Source organism: Sporosarcina sp. GW1-11 (assembly GCF_033088395.1).
Lineage (GTDB): Bacteria > Bacillota > Bacilli > Bacillales_A > Planococcaceae > Sporosarcina.
In genome coordinates, this window is record NZ_JAPMIW010000019.1 from 31,167 (window position 1) to 49,322 (window position 18,156).

Genomic DNA, 18,156 nt, shown 5'->3' on the forward strand with positions numbered 1-18,156 from the left:
TTAAGTTATGTAAAAAGAAAAAGACTCCCTAGAAATTCGGGAGTCATCATGTGATGAATGGTTATATGTGGAAAGTTTTAGGCAGACAAAAAAACCCCTGCTCGCCGCTTCCACTCTCCAACCCCGAAGAATGTATGCTTGAATGAATGGCAGGTCTCCTGGCTAGCACATCGTCCTTCCGTCTTTCCTTCCCGCCGAAGCAGTGGTTTTTCAAGACAGTCGTCCGTGCCATCAGTTGCGGGGACAGCTCCGTTTTCAGCGGATTCCCTTTTAAACCGTGATAGGTACCATTTCATCAAAATACTATATATAGTGTGTCAACTCCTTGTATAACCCTAACATGTTGTGGTCTGACTTGTAAAGCATAAAAAATCATCGCAGCTCAGATTCATGCTTCTGAACTACGATGCCTTTATGTTTCAAGCAGTATTTTCAATTATAGCAAACTTTCCGTGCGTTGACTAAAAGATATTGTGTGAACAATGTATATGCCCGTTTTAAACGAACATATTCCATCAGTTAATTCGATCTTCTGGCTTTTCCGCAGTTTCTTCCCAACATTCCGCGCCTTTTAGACCTGGAATACTGGCCGCTTTAAACACTGGATTTCTTCCCGCTCGTCGCTGTTTCGTGAAGTCGTCCAACACTTGGAAGGCCACTTTACCAAGCAACAAGATCACGACCAAGTTAATAATAGCCATAAGTCCCATGAATAGATCGGCCATATCCCAAACGACTTGTACTTTTGCGACAGCTCCGAAAAATACCATTCCGAGAACAAGTAGCTGATACACTAACTTCCAACCTTTATTCGCATTAATAAATTCAATATTCGTTTCGCCATAATAGTAGTTACCAATAATCGAACTAAAGGCGAAAAACATAATAGCAATCGCAATAAAGTATGGAGCCCACGCACCTACATGTACCGCCATGGATGCTTGTGTCAGCAAAATGCCGTTCGTCTCACCTGACTCATATAATCCACCAAGTAAAATAATGAACGCAGTTGCAGAACAAATGATAATTGTATCGAAAAATACGCCTAAACTCTGTACTAACCCTTGTTTCGCAGGGTGTGACACGTTAGCCGTAGCTGCAGCGTTCGGCACACTACCCATACCGGCTTCATTGGAGAATAGACCACGACGAACCCCTTGCATAATCGCCATACCAATCCCACCGCCTACAAATTCCTTAACGCCGAATGCATGTTCAAAAATCAACAGAACCATCGCAGGAATTTGTGTAATATTCATAACGACGATGAACAATGCAACGATAATATAAAATGTCGCCATTACCGGAACAATCGTCTGTGTTACTTTTACAATCCGCTTCACACCGCCAAAAACGATAAAAGCCGTCAATACCATTAAGCCGACTCCGATCGTCCAGTGCGGAATACCAAAGACATCCGAAAACGATTGACTGATCGTATTTGATTGCACCGAGTTAAAGATAAATCCGAAACACATCGTCAATAAAATGGCAAAAACAATTCCTAATTTCCGTTGTCCAAGCGCTTTTTCCATATAATACGCCGGCCCTCCACGGAATGTATCGCCGTCCTTCACCTTATACAGTTGCGCCAAAGTACTCTCGATGAACGCAGTCGCCATACCGATCAGCGCGATGACCCACATCCAAAATATCGCTCCGGGCCCACCAATACCAATCGCAAGAGCTACCCCTGCAACGTTCCCAGTCCCGACACGCGACGCCGCACTAATCGTAAACGCCTGGAACGGAGACACACCATCATTACTGTCTTTCTTCTCAACAATCAAACGGAACATCTCACCAAACAAGCGCACCTGTACAAATTTTGTGCGAATCGTGAAATACAATCCAGTAACCAATAAAAGTCCAATTAACACATACGTCCAAATGAAATTATTCGCTGGTCCTACGAGCCAATCCAAAGCATGTTGAAACATTTGAGCACCTCCTTAGTTGTATACATACCCTGCTAACCGCTAAATACGCATCATAGAAAAAAATTAAAATCCAGTGAAAATACTTCTTCCGTCCTTCTCGTCAACAGCTCAGATGCATTTGCCATTAATTCAGCAAGCGGTCGACCATCATCTACTTCGTATACTCCGGCAAACCATTCAGTTAGCTGTTCCCGAGCCACTTCCTCCACGGCGCCCGAAACTACAATTACAGGAATTCCATGTTCCGCTGCCAACCTTGCAACACCAATCAAAGCCTTGCCGTTTAGCGTCTGCAAATCCGTCTTCCCTTCCCCCGTCAATAGTACATCAACCGAGGAAAGATGCTGCACAAAATCCATCGCACGTAGCACAACAGCAATACCACTTTCCAGTCGAGCCCCACAATACGCAAGCAATGCTCCTGCAGTCCCCCCTGCTGCTCCCGCTCCACGAACGTCATGTAAGCGTTTACCTACCAATCGTTCGGTTTCATCCGCGAAATGTAACATGCCAGCGTCAAGAAACTCCACCTGTTTCGCATCCGCGCCTTTTTGCGGACCAAAAATATGCGTTGCGCCTGATACTCCAACTAATGGATTTTCCACGTCTGAAGCAATCAAAATATCCGTACTCTTCAATCGCTTATCGAGCTGCGAGACATCTATTATATCAATATGTGAAAGTGAATATCCACTCATTTTTAGCAACTTTCCTTCACAATCCAAAAAACGTACACCGAGCGCCTCAAGCAACCCCGTCCCACCATCATTCGTCGCACTGCCGCCGAGACCTACAATTAACTTGCGATAGCCTTCGTCAAGCGCATAACGGATTAATTCCCCCGTACCATACGTAGAAGCTTTCATCAGATCTAACTCATCGTCAGTAAGTAGCGTGATCCCGGAAGCTTGCGCAAGCTCCACCACAGCAGTTTCCCCGTCCCCAAGAATCCCAAGCCGCGCTTTAATCAGACGCCCCAGTGGGTCATGTACAGTAAAAGTTTTGTAACGCCCATTCGTCGCAGAAACTAACGATTCCAACGTCCCTTCCCCGCCATCCGCTACTGGCAAGCAGATGATTTCCGCTTCTGGAAATACCTTCTTCACACCACGCTCCATCGCCACAGCCGCCTCTTCAGCCGTCAAACTCCCTTTAAATGCATCAGGCGCAACAATCACTTTCATAGCCTTCACTCCCTTTTATCTGTAAGTTTATCAGGTTTGAGGATTGTTGGACATGGGTTGTTCTATGATCGTGGGGGTGGGGGCTATGAGCGCGAGACATGATTCTATGAGCGCGGGGCCAAGTTCTATGAGCGCGAGACATGATTCTATGAGCGCGGGGCCAAGTTCTATGAGCGCGAGACATGACTCTATGAGCGCGCGGCCGAGGGCTATGAGCGCGAGACATGATTCTATGAGCGCGAGACATGACTCTATGAGCGCGGGGCCAAGTTCTATGAGCGCGGGACCTGATTCTATGAGCGCGGGGCCGAGGACTATGAGCGCGAGACATGACTCTATGAGCGCGGGACCTGATTCTATGAGCGCGGGGCCGAGGGCTATGAGCGCGAGACCTGACTCTATGAGCGCGGGACCAAGTTCTATGAGCGCGAGCAACACACCCTCTCACAAAACAAAAAAAGACTCCCTAATTATAGGAAGCCTTCATGTCTCACAATATATACTGATCAATCTTCAATACCAACTCTGCAATCTCTGGCTTGCTCACCTGATCATCCGCACCAACACTAATACCCTTATGCTTTAAATCATCTGTGATCAATGAAGAGAAAATGATCACTGGTAAACCTGCGAGCTCTGGATTCTCGCGGATTCGTCTTGTGAAATGGTGACCATCCATTTGCGGCATCTCGATATCCGTAATGACCAGCTGGACTTCCTTCTTCACATCCACCTCTGCCGCTACAAGGCTTTCCAAATAATCAAGAGCGTCTTGACCGTTCTCATGGAAATCCAAATTCACATAACCCGCTTCGTTCAATGTATCATGAAGCAATTTACGCAATAACGGTGAATCCTCGGCGATTAAAATGCGTTTATCTGAGCGTTCCCGCTTGCCTAACTTCTTCACTTGCTCCACATTAATGCCCGCTTCTGGATTAATATCGAGGATGATCTTCTCGAAATCCAACAACAACAGCATTTCCCCGTCTAGCTTAATAACACCGATAACTTGGGAATTCTCTGCCGCATAAATGCCTGAAGGTTTCTCAATTTGATTCCAGGAAATTCGGTGAATCTGTGTGACGTTGTGTACTTGGAACACAACGGTCTGTTTATTGAACGACGCCACGATATACTTTTCATCTGAAGGATTGGCTGAAGGCGCCATACCTAAGATTTTTTCCATATTGACAACGGGCAACACTTCACCGCGCAATTGAATAATGCCTTCCACCGCAAAATGCGCATGTGGAATTGGTGTGATTGGCAACGGCATAATAATCTCTTTTACCTTGATGACGTTAATCCCGTAACGATTGCCCCCCATTTCAAACCCGACAATCTCTAACTCGTTTGTACCGCTTTCCAATAAAATCCCCGAATCATTCGCCAACTTCTCCCACCCTTTCAAGCCATGTTATCTATCTATTTATCGAATTCATACTAACTATAGTGCTAAAAGCTTTAGGACTACTATATCATATAGTTCAGTCAGCAATCTATGGCAATCCAGAGAAAGCTATCGGTCTATTGTGAGACTATCGACTAACTAGATGCACTTGTTGGTACTCTTTTGATCCAGCGATCCACCCTACCAACTTCTCTGGCAACATCGGTTTAGCAAAATAGTAACCTTGGAATATTAAATTCGGTTGCAAATCCAACAAGAAATCTACTTGTTCTTTTTTCTCGACCCCTTCAACAATCATCTGTAAATCCATAGATTGTCCAATGGTAAGGATCGCATTGAGTACCGCACATTCCTTTTGTGAACCAGGTACACCATCTGCAAAAGATTTATCAATTTTCAGCGTAGTAATAGGTAGTTGTTGTAAATAAGAAAGCGACGAAACACCCGTACCGAAATCATCTAACGCCACCGAAAAGCCGTAACGCTTAAAACGTTTAATTGCCGCCACTGCCTGTTCAACGGATTTCGCAGTACTCGTTTCCGTAATTTCCAGTTCAATACGGTTCGGTTCGATACGATAAAAATTAGTTTCCCTGTACAATCGATCCAACAACCGCGAATCCGCCACATATTCACCAGGAATATTAATAGCTACTTGCGGAATACAAATGTTGCTTTGATCCCATTCCTGAATTTGCTTACACACTTCACGAACAATCCAGTCCGTCACTTCCCCCATCCGTCCATCACGTTCCAAAATAGGCACAAAGATGTATGGCGCAATCGAGCCCAATTCCGGATGATCCCAACGCAACAATGCTTCTACACTAACAAGTTTCTGATTATCACCTTTTACTTTCGGCTGATATACGAGATACAGCTGATTTTCTTCCATTGCTTTCGTAATATCACGTAGCACATCTTGCTCATGAGAAACACCATGAATTGCTGGATTAAACGTGACCAGTCCCCATTCACGCGCATCAGCAGCCTGTTCCACTACCCTCATCGATTCTTTATACAATTGGCGTACCGTTTTTTGTTGGTCCGCTTTTGCTAGACCACATATATAGCGTATATCCTTACTCTTTATTAACGGTAACCGATCAAGTTGTCCCGCAATAATGATTAAGTCCTTATAGATATCCTCTGTTCGCCCCGCCTGATGCACATAAAACAAAAAGCGATTTCCACCCACTCGATACAATTGAACGTAATTCGGTTTCCATTGATTAAGAACTTCTGCAACTTGCAGCAAAAATTCATCACCTGCCTGATAGCCATACACTTTATTAAGACGCTGTATATTCGGGAAATTCCAGATCGCTATATCTCCAGTTGCGACTTCATCAATTACATGATGTTCCCAACTCCGTCGATTCGGCAATTTCGTTAACATATCAAAATTTTGCATCCAATCATCCACGTAATCATCCACATACGTAGTCAATAACATTCCGACTAACAAGGCAACGATACCGACCCCGATAAGTGAATTTAGGAAATCCATATGATTAACCACCGTCTCAGCAAATGGCTGCTCTACATTTATATAGAATTTTGTAGAAACCATGCCTACATAATGCATAGTTGACGAACCGAACGTCAGTAATACAACAGCTAGCCACCTATTGAGAAGCGACCGATGCAAATGGGTAATTAAGCGAAGGGTAAGATCAATGAATAAACCTCCGATAATATTAGCCGCTAGAAGAAGTTGCCAGTTATACACAAGCAACACATCTACTTTTATCGACTTCACCCCAATAAAATGCGTAGCCATCATACCTACCATTAGCAGCGCCGTGGCAATTGGATGCCTCCAGCAGGACTTCATCGGTCCATCGACCAAACGAAACGCTAGTAACGAAGCGATAAACGCAGGCACGATCGATAGTAGACTAATTGTATAATCCACATGAACTGCAAGAGGGAACGTTATCGCATTCATCAATCCATAATGCATAGCCCAAATACCAAACGCCATCGATAAAGAAGTTAACGCAATCCATACGTTCCGCTTAAAAACACTCGGCTTCTGCATGCGATCATATAGCGACAATGTTGTATAAGATGCGAAACCAACAACTAGTATAGACAGCAAAATAATCTCATTTAAATAAGTGACTTGTAGTTCTTCATATTTCAAATAGTCAGGTGGAGAAAACATGTAGTCCCACCTCCTCGCTTCCCTATGTAAAAGGAAAATTATACTTTATTATAGTACTTCTAATTACTAATTTTAAGGCTGTTTAAATAGGATTTCTCAATATTCATTATTTACTATTCTGACGGCCTAGTCAATAAGTAATAAGCATATACCGTAAAATTTATATATTTTTTTAATAATAATCTAATACTCACGAAGTTTTTTTAGCATTTTTTTGCAATTATGGATATTCATTAAAATGTAAATTTCGAAAACTAAAGAAAGATGGCTTCGCACGCTTTACTTCTACTTACAAAAATATAGTAGAATATAGTAAATAATAAGACATAGGAGTGATCATATGCCCATCTACAACAAACTCGTTCGTGATTTGATTCCGGAGATTATTGAAAAAGACGGTAAGACGTGTGTGACTTACATATTGGACGAGTCTTCTTATATTGCAGAAGTGAATAAAAAAATGCATGAGGAATTAGCGGAGTATGAAGAAGCAGAGACTGCGGAAGATTCGGTGGAGGAATTATCGGACTTACTAGAACTTATCCATGCCGCAGCAACATTCCACGGTGTGACAATTGAAGAATTAGAAGCGATACGTGCGGATAAAGCCGCAAAACGCGGTGGATTTGAGGAACGAATGTATTTAGTGGAAGTTCACGATGAGTAAACTGCGATTACTTACCCGAAATTTGCTGGCGGAGTTGAAAACACTCACTGCAGAAGCGGATACGATTTACTGGCTGACTGCCTTTCTAATGAAAACTGGTGTCAACGAAGTATTACCTGTATTGCGTGACGCCGCCCGTCGTGGTGCGGAAATTAAAATCCTAACAGGTGACTATTTGTCCATCACGCAACCGGACGCACTGCAATTATTGGTTGACGAGTTACCTTCTGCTGAGATTCATATGATTGAAAGTGGCGGTACTTCCTTTCATCCGAAAGCGTATTTGTTCAAATCAAAAGATCACGCAACCGTCATCATCGGCTCGTCGAACTTGTCGAGATCCGCACTCACTAGCGGAATTGAGTGGAATCTATACGCACCATCCACAGTGGACGAAAACATTTTCGAAACAGCAGCGGATGAATTCATGAAGATGTTTTTATCACCGAACACGATCAAGCTCAACAGCGAACAAATCGATCGCTACCGCAAGCGCTATGACGAAACGAACAGAGAACTCCCTTTCAGTGCAGTCGTCGATCCACAAACAGAAATCGAAATGACTTTTGGCGAGGTAGAACAACAGCAAATTGCAGATCCAAGCGACTCTTATGGATCTAGCGCGCTCGCACCACGTCCTGCACAACAACTAGCGCTCGATGCATTGCATGAAACAGTAGAAAGCGGCTACGAAAAAGCGTTGACTGTACTCGCTACCGGACTTGGCAAAACTTATCTAGCCGCCTTCTTCGCTGAATCTTATAAACGCGTACTATTCATCGCCCATCGCGAAGAATTACTAACACAAGCGCAACAATCATTCGCTCATGTCTTTCCTAAGCGGACAAGCGGCATCTACAACGGCTACCAAAAACAACACGATACAGAATTCGTCTTTGCTTCTATCCAAACACTCGCGCGAACCTATCATCTAGAACAATTTTCACCGACCGCGTTTGACCTAATCGTAGTTGATGAATTCCACCATGCGGCCGCAAGCACCTATGAACGCGTACTAGACTACTTCAAGCCTAAGTTCTTACTCGGTCTAACCGCCACACCCGACCGCCTAGACAACAAAGACGTCTATAGCTTATGTGACGGCAACGAAGCCATCTCCATCCACTTCCTAGACGCCATTCGGCAAAACTGGCTATCCCCCTTCATCTATTACGGGGTTCTCGATGAAACTGACTATAGCCAATTAAAATGGAGAAATAACCGCTACGACGAAGAAGAACTATTGCGCCTGCAAGTACGCGAGAGTTATGCTGACGCAGTTCTACATGCATGGATTAAACAGAAACAAACCCGTACAATCGGATTCTGCTCATCCGTCCGACAAGCAATCTACCTGCACAAACATTTTGCCCAAGCAGGTTTCCGTTCACTCGCACTACACGGCAACACCGACCGCCACACACGCACCACGGCACGCAACATGCTCGAAAGTGGCCAACTCGACATTATCTTCACCGTCGATTTATTTAATGAAGGCGTCGATATTCCATCCGTCGATACCCTACTATTCGCCCGCCCGACTGAATCGCTGACTGTCTTCACTCAGCAAATTGGACGAGGGCTACGGATTGCAGATGGAAAATCGCATTGTGTCATCATTGACTTGATCGGGAATTACCGTAATGCGCGGAAGAAATTCCAAGTGTTTAATGAAGAAAGTGAGTTACCTTCGAAGATTAGTAGCGAGACGTTTACAGAGCCAAATTATTTTGAGTTTCATTTTGATACCGCAGTAATTAATCTATTAGAAGCAATGAAGCAAAATGAACCGATTCAGCAACGACTGATTAATGCTTATTTTGATTTGAAAACTGAACTTGGCAAGCGTCCGACCTATTTACAATATCATCTCAAAGCCAACGAAGACTCCAAAGCCATCCAGCAGAAATTCAAGACATACCCTATTCTCTTGCAACATGCGGGAGAACTGAATGCATTGGAGCTGGAAGTACTTGAACAGCATAAAGACTGGCTAATTGAAGTGAATCGTACTGGCATGAACAAGAGTTATAAGATGATTGTGCTGAAATATATGTTGAGTAAAGGACCGGGGGCTTGGTATGAACCTGTCACACCGGAGGAAGTTGCACCGTTTTTTCATGGGTATTTGATGGAGAAGGATTATCGAAGAGATACCGACCTTGCAGATAAAACCGGAAAGTCTTTGCATGTATATAATGAAGAAAAAATTTCAAACCTTATCGCGAGAATGCCTATGACGAAGTGGAGTGGTGCTTCTAAGGGTAGGATTTTATTTGAGGATGGCGTGTTTGCTCCGCAGTTGGTTGTGGCGAAGGAGCATGAGGGGATTTTGTTTGATTGGGTTAGGGAGATTTGTGAGTATCGGTTGTGGGGGTATTTTGAGAGGAAGGGTGTAAAGTTGATTAAATAGATTAAGATTATATTTATTAAAGGAGAGAGATAATAAATGGATGCAGGCACTATTTTATTGTTGGAGTTCTTAAATAAGCAGAAAACCGTCTTCCGCGTTCCTGTATATCAAAGAAACTATGAATGGACAGAAGAACAGGTGAATCAATATTTTTATGATATTGAACGAATTGTAACTGAAGATGGTTATAAAGGGCACTTTTTAGGAACTGTCGTGTTTGTAAAGTCATCCTTCCCCGGAATGGGAACAGATTTAATTATAATAGATGGCCAACAAAGAATTACAACAACATTTTTATTCTTGAAAGCTATTCATGATACTTTAGGAAAAGATCATCGATATACCTCTGAAATCAATGACATGTATTTTGAAAATCGAAATGTTGATGCAGCATATGTTAGTAAGCTAATTCCTGTCCAAGAAGATCGGAATGCCTATAACGAACTGCTGACTCATGATCTATCTGATATGAATTCTAAAATACATAAGAACTATAAGCATTTAATGTATTTACTTCAACATTCGAATTCATCAACCGAGGAAATGTATGAAGCATTAATGAAAGTAAAAATCGTATATATAGAATTAGAACAAGGTAGAAAAGATGAAAACCCTCAAGTGATTTTTGAAAGCCTTAATTCTACAGGTCTTGCATTGACTCAATCAGATTTAATTAGAAACTACTTATTAATGAACGAACCACCAGAATCTCAAGAAATCATGTATAGAAACTACTGGCTTCCGATTGAAAAGCAATTAACCAATGCAAAAATATCTGACTTCATAAGAGATTTTATAACGATGAAGACAGGTAATATTCCTAATAAAAGTAAAGTATATCACCAATTTAAAATATACGTTACAACTAATCAATTCAGGAGCAAAGAAATATTAGAGCAACTGTATAAGTACTCTAAGTTCTATAAATTATTTCTTAGACAGGATGCACCTGAAAAAGAAGTGGCGCACTACTTAAAAATATATAACCAAATGCAATCCACCGTTGCATTCCCGTACCTACTTCAGATATTCGACATGTACTATAATGAGAAATTGATTTTACAGGAAGAGTTTCTTGAAGTTTTGAAGGTTATTTCTTCTTATTTAATACGTCGACTAGTTTGTAACTTGCCTACGAATGCTCTTAATAAAGTATTTGCTTCAATGGGGAAAGAGGTAACAAAAAGGCACAATGACAATGGAATAGTAGTTGCAGTAGAGGACTATTTAATGAGCCGTAAAGGAAGTGCTGTTTTCCCTCGCGACGAAAAGTTTAGAGATAGCTTTATCAACGGTGACATCTATCAACGAAAAAGCAGACTAGCTGTTATATTGCTATCTAATATAGAATCAAGGGGCCATAAAGAGCTTGTTGATATGGAAAACATTACAGTAGAACACATTATGCCGCAATCCTTAAGCCCTTCTTGGAAGATTGAGCTAGGGAAAAATTCAAATGAGGTTCATATTATTCTGAAGGACACTATAGGCAATCTGACATTAACGAATTACAACTCTGAATTGTCCAATCGAGATTTTGAGAAGAAAAAATTTTTTTACAGTCAATCGAATATTAAAATCACACGTGACATTTCAGCTTTTGATAAATGGAATAAAGACAATATACTTAAAAGAGGGGAAATCTTATTCAAAACCGCTCTCCTAATATGGTCACTACCTGAGGATCGTTATAACACTTCAAAATTAGATACGTTTGGTGGGGATGCATATGTTAATATCATTGATCCAATTATTGTAACAGGAAAAAAGCCTACACACTTAAAAATTGAAGAACGCTCTTTTAATGCAGAAACTTGGAAGGCTGTTTTACTCAACTTCTTGAAATATCTAGCGGATAAGGATTTAGAAGGTTATTTAGACTTGGCAAAACAAAGGCAATTCCAGAAACTCCTTTCATACAACGAAACCTTTTTTAGAAAAGGAGAAAGGGTTGAAGGTCTATATGTAGAAACAAATTTAGATGCCCAAACTATTTTCAATTATATCGGATTACTGGCTGAATACTATGATATAGAGGATTTAATAGAAGTTAAAATTACAAATTAACTTATCTAGTTCTTTCACTATAGGAACGTAGTAAGTCATGTTCCCTCTATTCTTCTCCAACCTTGTACCATAAAAAAGAGAAGCACACTTCTAAAAGAAGATGTACTTCTCTTTTTTTATGATATCAATTCCTTACACAAGAACCTTTAACTCCTCAACACTAGTATAATATCCCAAGTACTCAACAAATAATTCCTTTAAATCATCTTTTTCAAGCATTGGCGACATAACTACTGGATAATTCTTATTGAATTCAAACAGAACTTGTCGGCCAATTCGTGTATCAGCACCTAAGTCATCACGACCCTTGATTTTCTTCTTTAGTATACTAGATATCCCCAGTTCATCTACAATCGTTAAAATATTAAATACGAATTGCTTACTGCGAAATACCTCATACTTAATCATATAGTTGTAAAGATCTAAGTTATCAATAATAATTTCATAATAACGTTTTCTCTCTGCCTCATCCGCCACCATATCGGAAATATACTCAGCAGCTAGTACAGATTTGTAGATATAGTTTTCCCAATCAAACTTCTTCACTACTATTTTATTAAAGTTCTCTATACTATCTTTTATTTCCGGATACTCATTAAGCAAGAATTCTCGTTTTTTCAATAGTAATAACGAGTGCCAAAACCGCCCATCTAAGTGTAACTCTCTATCACTGGTCAGATAATACTTTTCCATCGTTTCAAATGCTTTTAAAAATAGTTCTTTCCGGAGATCTTCATTCTTATATGCAATATAGATAGGAAAGTCAGGAGCTTGCTTTATATTTACTGTCTCATCTGAAAAATAATCATCATTATCTTCAATCGTGCCATTTAGAAAGTCTTTATAAAATTGCACGTTATTTCGATAGCCTTTTTCGAGTATTCTAATCTCCACTGGTTGCCAACCCCTTTACCGCTAATGCATATTTCTCAATTACTTTATCCGAAATATTATAAATGGCTTCATCAATAGATTCTGTATCCAATTCAAAGACCATTTTAGCTTTCATAAGCCTATACAATTTGGCATCCAGCTGATCAATAGGTAGATCGATCATATCCAAATAGACCTGACCATCTTTACCGTAGTTGCTGATAAAGCGAGAAAGAGCTTTTTGAAGACCCATATAGATATATGGATTATTAAAATTGCCGCTCATAGGCAAGCCCGCGAATTGTAGCTCTTCATCACGATAATGAATGATGATCATTTCACTACTAAGTTCTATCTTAATAGCCGACGATAATGTTGGATCTACTTTCCTTTCAAACAAATCAAAAGGCTTTGCTGAACTACCTTCAAAAATGACTGTATTCGAGAACCCAAGAATCGCGTGACGAGAAACAACTATATCCTCTCTGAATTCTTGAAAGAAGCTATTAATGTCATCATTGGCGGCAAAGGAAATATCTTCTTTTGATTGAATACTCATTTGAATAGAAGTTCGATTATTTATTGATATTCTTGTCTTAGGAATATCTACAAACTTCTCGTTAGGATCTATTTCGTAAAACTTATTGTCTTTGGACTGAACAACAAGATAGAGTTGGGCTTTTCTATTAGAAAGCAATCCCATTAAAAAGTCTGATTCTACTTCAAACTCTATATCAAAACGATAGTTGTCCGTGTTCTCTTTCAAGTCAACACTCAGCGTAAATCCGCCACTATCGTAACTATTCGATGTATTCGTGAGAACTGGATAAGGAAAGTTCGCATCTTTTTTGTATATCATTTTACACCTCTACATAATAAACAAATTTCAATGCCCGGTTATAGTCGCTTTTAAGTTTAAATGTCAACTCAGCTATACCTCGATTGATTGTTACATCATTTATTTTATTGTCTTTCAACGAGCATTCTGTCGCCGAGACTTTATCATGAATTTCTACATAGTTATCTTTTAATCGGAATGCATTTTTATACTCTTGACCCATCCCATCAATAATTGAAATGCCTACATTACATGTTTTGGCCTTTTTCACCTGTTCATTGCTAGATAAATTAAAACGGACTATTTCCCGATCTCCTATTACCACACGCTCTACGGTATTCGGATGAACAGTATATAAACTCAAAGTACGCTCGTCTTCGGAATCCGCATTATCGTTCGTTGACGTTTCTCTTCTAACTGGTTTGATTAGATCTGGGGTCTTCCTTTTTGACGTTCCTTTAGTAGCTCCTTTATCTTTTGGTGGCAATGAATCATCTTTCATCTTAACAACAGGTTTTTTCTTATCAATCACAACTGCACCCATTGCTTTAGAAAGCTCTTTCTTCAATTGTATTTCGGATACATAAAGCAGATCTTTTGTATCCATCTTTCCATCCGTTGGGTTTTGCTTTCTTATAGCCTCGTCAAGAATAATGGTTATTTCTTTAGACAAGTTGTTAATAAATCGTTTTGCACGTTTTTGAAGATTTGGATCTTTCATATGATCCACCGATAATTCTGTATGTGATTCATTTTCTAACGACTTTAAGTAGGCATCTTCTTTAATTCCGCCTATTAGCACTGCATTAAATGGTTGGTTTGCTTTATTTTTCACTTTCTTGTCTTCAATTTTCATACCAATGGTTCGTACAATTGCCACACGCCCTTTAGGTATTTCTTCGTCATACCGGAAATGGAGGTTAAACGTGTAGTCTTCCCTACCGTCAGATACATTAATTTCTATTGGTTTTTCTTTTAAGAACGTATTAACATAAAGTGGTGTGAATTCGGTTTTCATATCTGAAATGTTTTGTGGATAGTACTCGGCATTATTTACATACTCTTCAATATTTGAAGCATTGATTAATTTACCATTCACATCCACCTCTAACTTTTTATGTAAGATCGATATAAAAAAGCTGTCACACACGCTTCGAATAATTTCACGTTGATCACTATACTCTTTTCGTAGGAAAGGAATTATGATTTTTAAGCCACGTGTGTTTTTCTCAAAGATTTCATGGAAGTTGTTTTGAAAAGGATAAAATTTTGTTTTATTTTTACCTGCTTCAAGCTGTTTCAGTTTTGCAAAGTATCCTGTTGAACGGTAGCTCTGATCCTGATATTCATGTTCAATCAACTGTACTGTTCCACCCAAATGTTGATTTCCAAATTCATCACAGTTGGCAAAGTACATTATATTCAAATCTGAAGCAGCATTTGAAGCGATTTTACCTACTCCATGAGATCCTCCCCTTGATGTTTCGAGAGTAGGATCTTCTTCCTCTGAATGGACTCCTTTATTGTAGGCGTAAATAGCCCATGTATCTTTAGTTGAATCACTCTGACCGTTTTTGGCTCCGGTCAAACCTCTAGTGTTCGTATCTTCGAAAGAAATATAGTGAACTTCTTCCGCCTTAGCCATTTTGACCATATGATTTATTGCTTCTGTCGTATAATTATTTCGACCTTTTAAGCTATGTATTCGTTTAATAACTTCGCCTATTCCAGGAACATCTTCACTCTTAATCATTCCTGTTTTTATCTTAACTTTTACAGGATCAACAGTTCCTAACATTCTTCCATCAAGAGAGTTTTGCAGATTTTCACGAATTAAGCCAGATACTTTAAGATTATAAAATCGTTCAAGAATTTTATTAAAATTTGATTCCTCTATGTTTGGTATAGGGGAAAAGTTCCAATATGTCATGGTTGCACCTCACGTTAATTTACCCATTCACTAATCACACTAATTAACCAGTTAGATAAGTAATTATATTAGTAGTATAAGTCAATGCTTGAGATGGATCAATATTAGTGGAAAGTGAGATAGGTAATACGTTTAAGTAATAGAAAGGCCCTTATAAAGATCCTTTTCCCCAAGGTTACTCATCACCCAGTTTTAAAGGGTACCTCTTCACTAAGATTTTCCCACCCGTTCCTCCATAGAAACTTTAATGTGTTTATTCAATTTTCTAGTAGATAGACTCATATACGTTTTGATACATTCCAGGACTATTCCAACCTTATCCATTAACTCTTCTAAAAAAAACAAACAACACCCAATAAACCATCGTCCATTCTCTTCACTTCCCACTAAACTACTGCGCCCAATATCCCCCATTTTCATCACGCCCAACCCCAATATATGTAAAACTTTCATTTAAAATATTTCATCAATAGCCTGCAGAATCCATCCACCTCGCACCAACTGCTTGCACGTGTGGATACCCCTTTGCGATATTCCCTCCCGCGCTTCGGTACGTAACACCATTTGCCCTCATTTGCTCAAAAGGGAAACCGTATGTAGGGCTCGTATGGGAGAAATAATTATTTGTCGCCATATTTGCTGATTTTTGTTTCACGGACTTCTGTAATGCTGCGTCGATTTGCAGTGGCTTCAACCCTGCTTTCACACGCTCGGCATTTGTAAAGTCTAGAACGCTTTGCTCCGTCTCTGAGGCATTGGCATTTTGTGGTTTCTCTACTGGTTGACTCGGTTGCACTGGTGTACTAAGACGGTGTTGGATCAGATTTTGGTACTGGAATCGGATTTGGTGCTGGATTTGGGTTCTTTTCTGGTTTAAAATCACCATTCAACATTCTAGCCATAAATACAGCGAAGTGTTCACGTGTAAGTTTGTGATTCGGTCTAAACGTGCCGTCTAAATAGCCCGTAGTAATATTTTCAGTTGCAAGTATACTAATGTAACCTTTAAATCCATTGCTCTCTAGGACATCTTTAAATCTAACACCTACAGTTTTCCGTAGATTGTATCCTTGAACTAAGATCTTAGACATTTGTCCTCTCGTTAATGGGGCTCCAGCATCAAAATACTTTGAACCATGTTCGTTTGTTTTACCTGAAATAATTCCTAGCTCGACTGCTTTCGCAACTTTGTCATATCCGTAGTTTCCTTTTTTCAAATCTGTAAAGCCCGGATCGGCGGCAGTAAAATCAGTGATTCCTTTTTCTCGAAGTATCATGGTGACTGCTTGAAGACGTGTGACGTTTGTAGAAGGTTTAAAACTACCATCTTCATAACCAGTGATAATGCCTTTTCCTGATAAATATTCAATCTCCCGCTTATAATTTGTAACGTCCGAGAATCCAGACGCTTGTACTTTCCATTGTGTCAGCAGAGCAAAGACTACTACAAATGTTAGTAAACTTAAAAGTATCTTTATAAACAATTCTATCTCCCCCCTACTTTAACTCCTTAACTCCTTTCTACATCGCTCTTGTAATTCCTTCTACTTTTGGAAGCTAGGCAAGAAAATATTTCCATAGATAGCGGATCGCTTTTTTCGCGTCTATTGATTAACCAACTCCCTCCGATACACTACCCGTTCTCCCGCCCTCACATGCCCGACATACGCAGGAAATGCTACGACTTCCTTCTTATACGCATTGACAGTCATTTCCTTTCCCGACTCCGCAAACGCCATGAAACGAACCATTAAACGATCCGCTCGCGTGATTTTTCGTTGCGGTCCGCGAAATAAGTCTTCATGTAATCGGTACGCATCCAATGAATGTTCTGCCAAATAAAATGCGAACCAGTCTTTTTCTTCAGTTTCCATAACAAATAGTTTCACCTTTCCGATACTTAGCAAATTTTCTTCCATGAGTTGCTTAATCGCCACTTCATCGAAATCCAATTTCTTTAATTGTTCATGGTCATCTTCTACACGCACTTTTTTATGACTGAGAGCCCAGAAGATGCTGTGGGCTAAATGCGATAAGTCGAATTCAACAGCGTAGTCGAATAAATCTTGGACAGTAACCATTTCCTATTCTCTCCTTTCATTTCTTCCCTAAATCATGTAGTTTGCCGGTTCGTTTATCATAGTATGCTGTTACTGTTTCGGTTGGGCCATTACGATTTTTGGCGATTTGAATTTCTAAAATATTCGTAGGCTCATCTTTTGTGTTGTAATAATCTTCACGGTAGAGGAACATCACAACGTCGGCATCTTGTTCAATATTTCCTGAATCGCGTAAATCACTCATGATCGGATGCTTGTCCGATCGCATTTCAACTGCTCTCGATAACTGCGACAGTACGACGACGGGACAGTTGAATTCTTTTGCCATCGTTTTTAAATCGCTGCTAACTTTGCCAATCGCTTGTGTTTGATTTTCCATGGAGCCTTCCGGACAAATGATTTGTAAATAGTCGATGAAAATAATTGGCCGCTTCGTCGGATGTTCTTTAATGAACTTTCTAGCTGTTGCTTTGATTTCTCTTACTTTCAACCCACTACGGTCATCAATATGAATTTTGGCATTGTCCAGCTGACCAATCGCTGTAAGCCAAGTGCTTTTTTGATGTTCGCTGAAGTATTGATACGGATCGCGCATTCGCA

General features: G+C 40.2%; 14 protein-coding genes, 1 pseudogene and 1 riboswitch (1 of these 16 cut by a window edge). Of the genes and pseudogenes, 3 read left to right on the forward strand and 12 right to left on the reverse strand.

Annotated features, from left to right (window positions below; translation table 11 throughout):
• Nucleotides 1–131: 131 nt before the first annotated feature.
• Nucleotides 132–307, reverse strand: a riboswitch (cobalamin riboswitch).
• 208 nt (nucleotides 308–515) lie between these two features.
• The 5 genes from ORD22_RS11660 to ORD22_RS11680 all read right to left on the reverse strand — a co-directional run bounded on the left by ORD22_RS11660 (nucleotide 516) and on the right by ORD22_RS11680 (nucleotide 6,708).
• On the reverse strand, nucleotides 516–1,940 hold the full coding sequence (locus ORD22_RS11660; RefSeq protein ID WP_317646183.1) for an alanine/glycine:cation symporter family protein: 1,425 nt from the start codon (nucleotides 1,938–1,940) through the stop codon (nucleotides 516–518).
• Between the two features lie 50 nt (nucleotides 1,941–1,990).
• Complete coding sequence (locus ORD22_RS11665) at nucleotides 1,991–3,124, reverse strand: glycerate kinase (RefSeq protein WP_317646184.1); 1,134 nt, start codon at nucleotides 3,122–3,124, stop codon at nucleotides 1,991–1,993.
• A gap of 30 nt (nucleotides 3,125–3,154) precedes the next feature.
• Complete coding sequence (locus ORD22_RS11670) at nucleotides 3,155–3,559, reverse strand: hypothetical protein (RefSeq protein ID WP_317646185.1); 405 nt, start codon at nucleotides 3,557–3,559, stop codon at nucleotides 3,155–3,157.
• 55 nt (nucleotides 3,560–3,614) lie between these two features.
• Nucleotides 3,615–4,520, reverse strand: coding sequence for a chemotaxis protein (locus ORD22_RS11675; protein WP_317646186.1), 906 nt, complete (start codon nucleotides 4,518–4,520; stop codon nucleotides 3,615–3,617).
• A gap of 145 nt (nucleotides 4,521–4,665) precedes the next feature.
• On the reverse strand, nucleotides 4,666–6,708 hold the full coding sequence (locus tag ORD22_RS11680) for a bifunctional diguanylate cyclase/phosphodiesterase (protein WP_317646188.1): 2,043 nt from the start codon (nucleotides 6,706–6,708) through the stop codon (nucleotides 4,666–4,668).
• Between the two features lie 340 nt (nucleotides 6,709–7,048).
• On the opposite strand from ORD22_RS11680, the gene ORD22_RS11685 reads away from it, so the two are divergent.
• Genes ORD22_RS11685 through ORD22_RS11695 form a run of 3 tightly spaced genes read left to right on the forward strand, consistent with a single transcriptional unit; the run spans nucleotide 7,049 to nucleotide 11,855 of the window.
• Nucleotides 7,049–7,375, forward strand: coding sequence for a nucleoside triphosphate pyrophosphohydrolase (locus ORD22_RS11685; RefSeq protein WP_317646189.1), 327 nt, complete (start codon nucleotides 7,049–7,051; stop codon nucleotides 7,373–7,375).
• Entirely contained in the window at nucleotides 7,368–9,788 is a 2,421-nt protein-coding gene (locus ORD22_RS11690; RefSeq protein ID WP_317646190.1) for a DEAD/DEAH box helicase family protein, read from the forward strand. The genes ORD22_RS11685 and ORD22_RS11690 overlap by 8 nt, the downstream gene beginning before the upstream one ends.
• A 36-nt stretch (nucleotides 9,789–9,824) precedes the next feature.
• Nucleotides 9,825–11,855, forward strand: coding sequence for a DUF262 domain-containing protein (locus ORD22_RS11695; protein WP_317646191.1), 2,031 nt, complete (start codon nucleotides 9,825–9,827; stop codon nucleotides 11,853–11,855).
• 132 nt (nucleotides 11,856–11,987) lie between these two features.
• Here the strand turns inward: ORD22_RS11695 and ORD22_RS11700 are convergent, their stop codons facing one another.
• The 7 genes and pseudogenes from ORD22_RS11700 to ORD22_RS11730 all read right to left on the reverse strand — a co-directional run.
• Nucleotides 11,988–12,749, reverse strand: coding sequence for a hypothetical protein (locus tag ORD22_RS11700; RefSeq protein ID WP_317646192.1), 762 nt, complete (start codon nucleotides 12,747–12,749; stop codon nucleotides 11,988–11,990).
• Nucleotides 12,739–13,587, reverse strand: a complete 849-nt coding sequence (locus ORD22_RS11705) for a hypothetical protein (protein ID WP_317646193.1) — start codon at nucleotides 13,585–13,587, stop codon at nucleotides 12,739–12,741. The genes ORD22_RS11700 and ORD22_RS11705 overlap by 11 nt, the downstream gene beginning before the upstream one ends.
• Before the next feature lies 1 nt (nucleotide 13,588).
• Nucleotides 13,589–15,496, reverse strand: coding sequence for a hypothetical protein (locus tag ORD22_RS11710; RefSeq protein WP_317646194.1), 1,908 nt, complete (start codon nucleotides 15,494–15,496; stop codon nucleotides 13,589–13,591).
• A 466-nt stretch (nucleotides 15,497–15,962) separates the two neighbouring features.
• Nucleotides 15,963–16,292, reverse strand: a complete 330-nt coding sequence (locus tag ORD22_RS11715) for a CAP domain-containing protein (protein ID WP_317646195.1) — start codon at nucleotides 16,290–16,292, stop codon at nucleotides 15,963–15,965.
• A 7-nt stretch (nucleotides 16,293–16,299) separates the two neighbouring features.
• Nucleotides 16,300–16,980, reverse strand: a complete 681-nt coding sequence (locus tag ORD22_RS11720) for an S-layer homology domain-containing protein (RefSeq protein ID WP_317646196.1) — start codon at nucleotides 16,978–16,980, stop codon at nucleotides 16,300–16,302.
• Nucleotides 16,981–17,100: 120 nt separating this feature from the next.
• Entirely contained in the window at nucleotides 17,101–17,577 is a 477-nt protein-coding gene (locus ORD22_RS11725) for a hypothetical protein (RefSeq protein WP_317646197.1), read from the reverse strand.
• Nucleotides 17,578–17,593: 16 nt separating this feature from the next.
• Nucleotides 17,594–18,156 (reverse strand): annotated as a pseudogene (locus ORD22_RS11730) (replicative DNA helicase) (it continues 682 nt past the right edge of the window).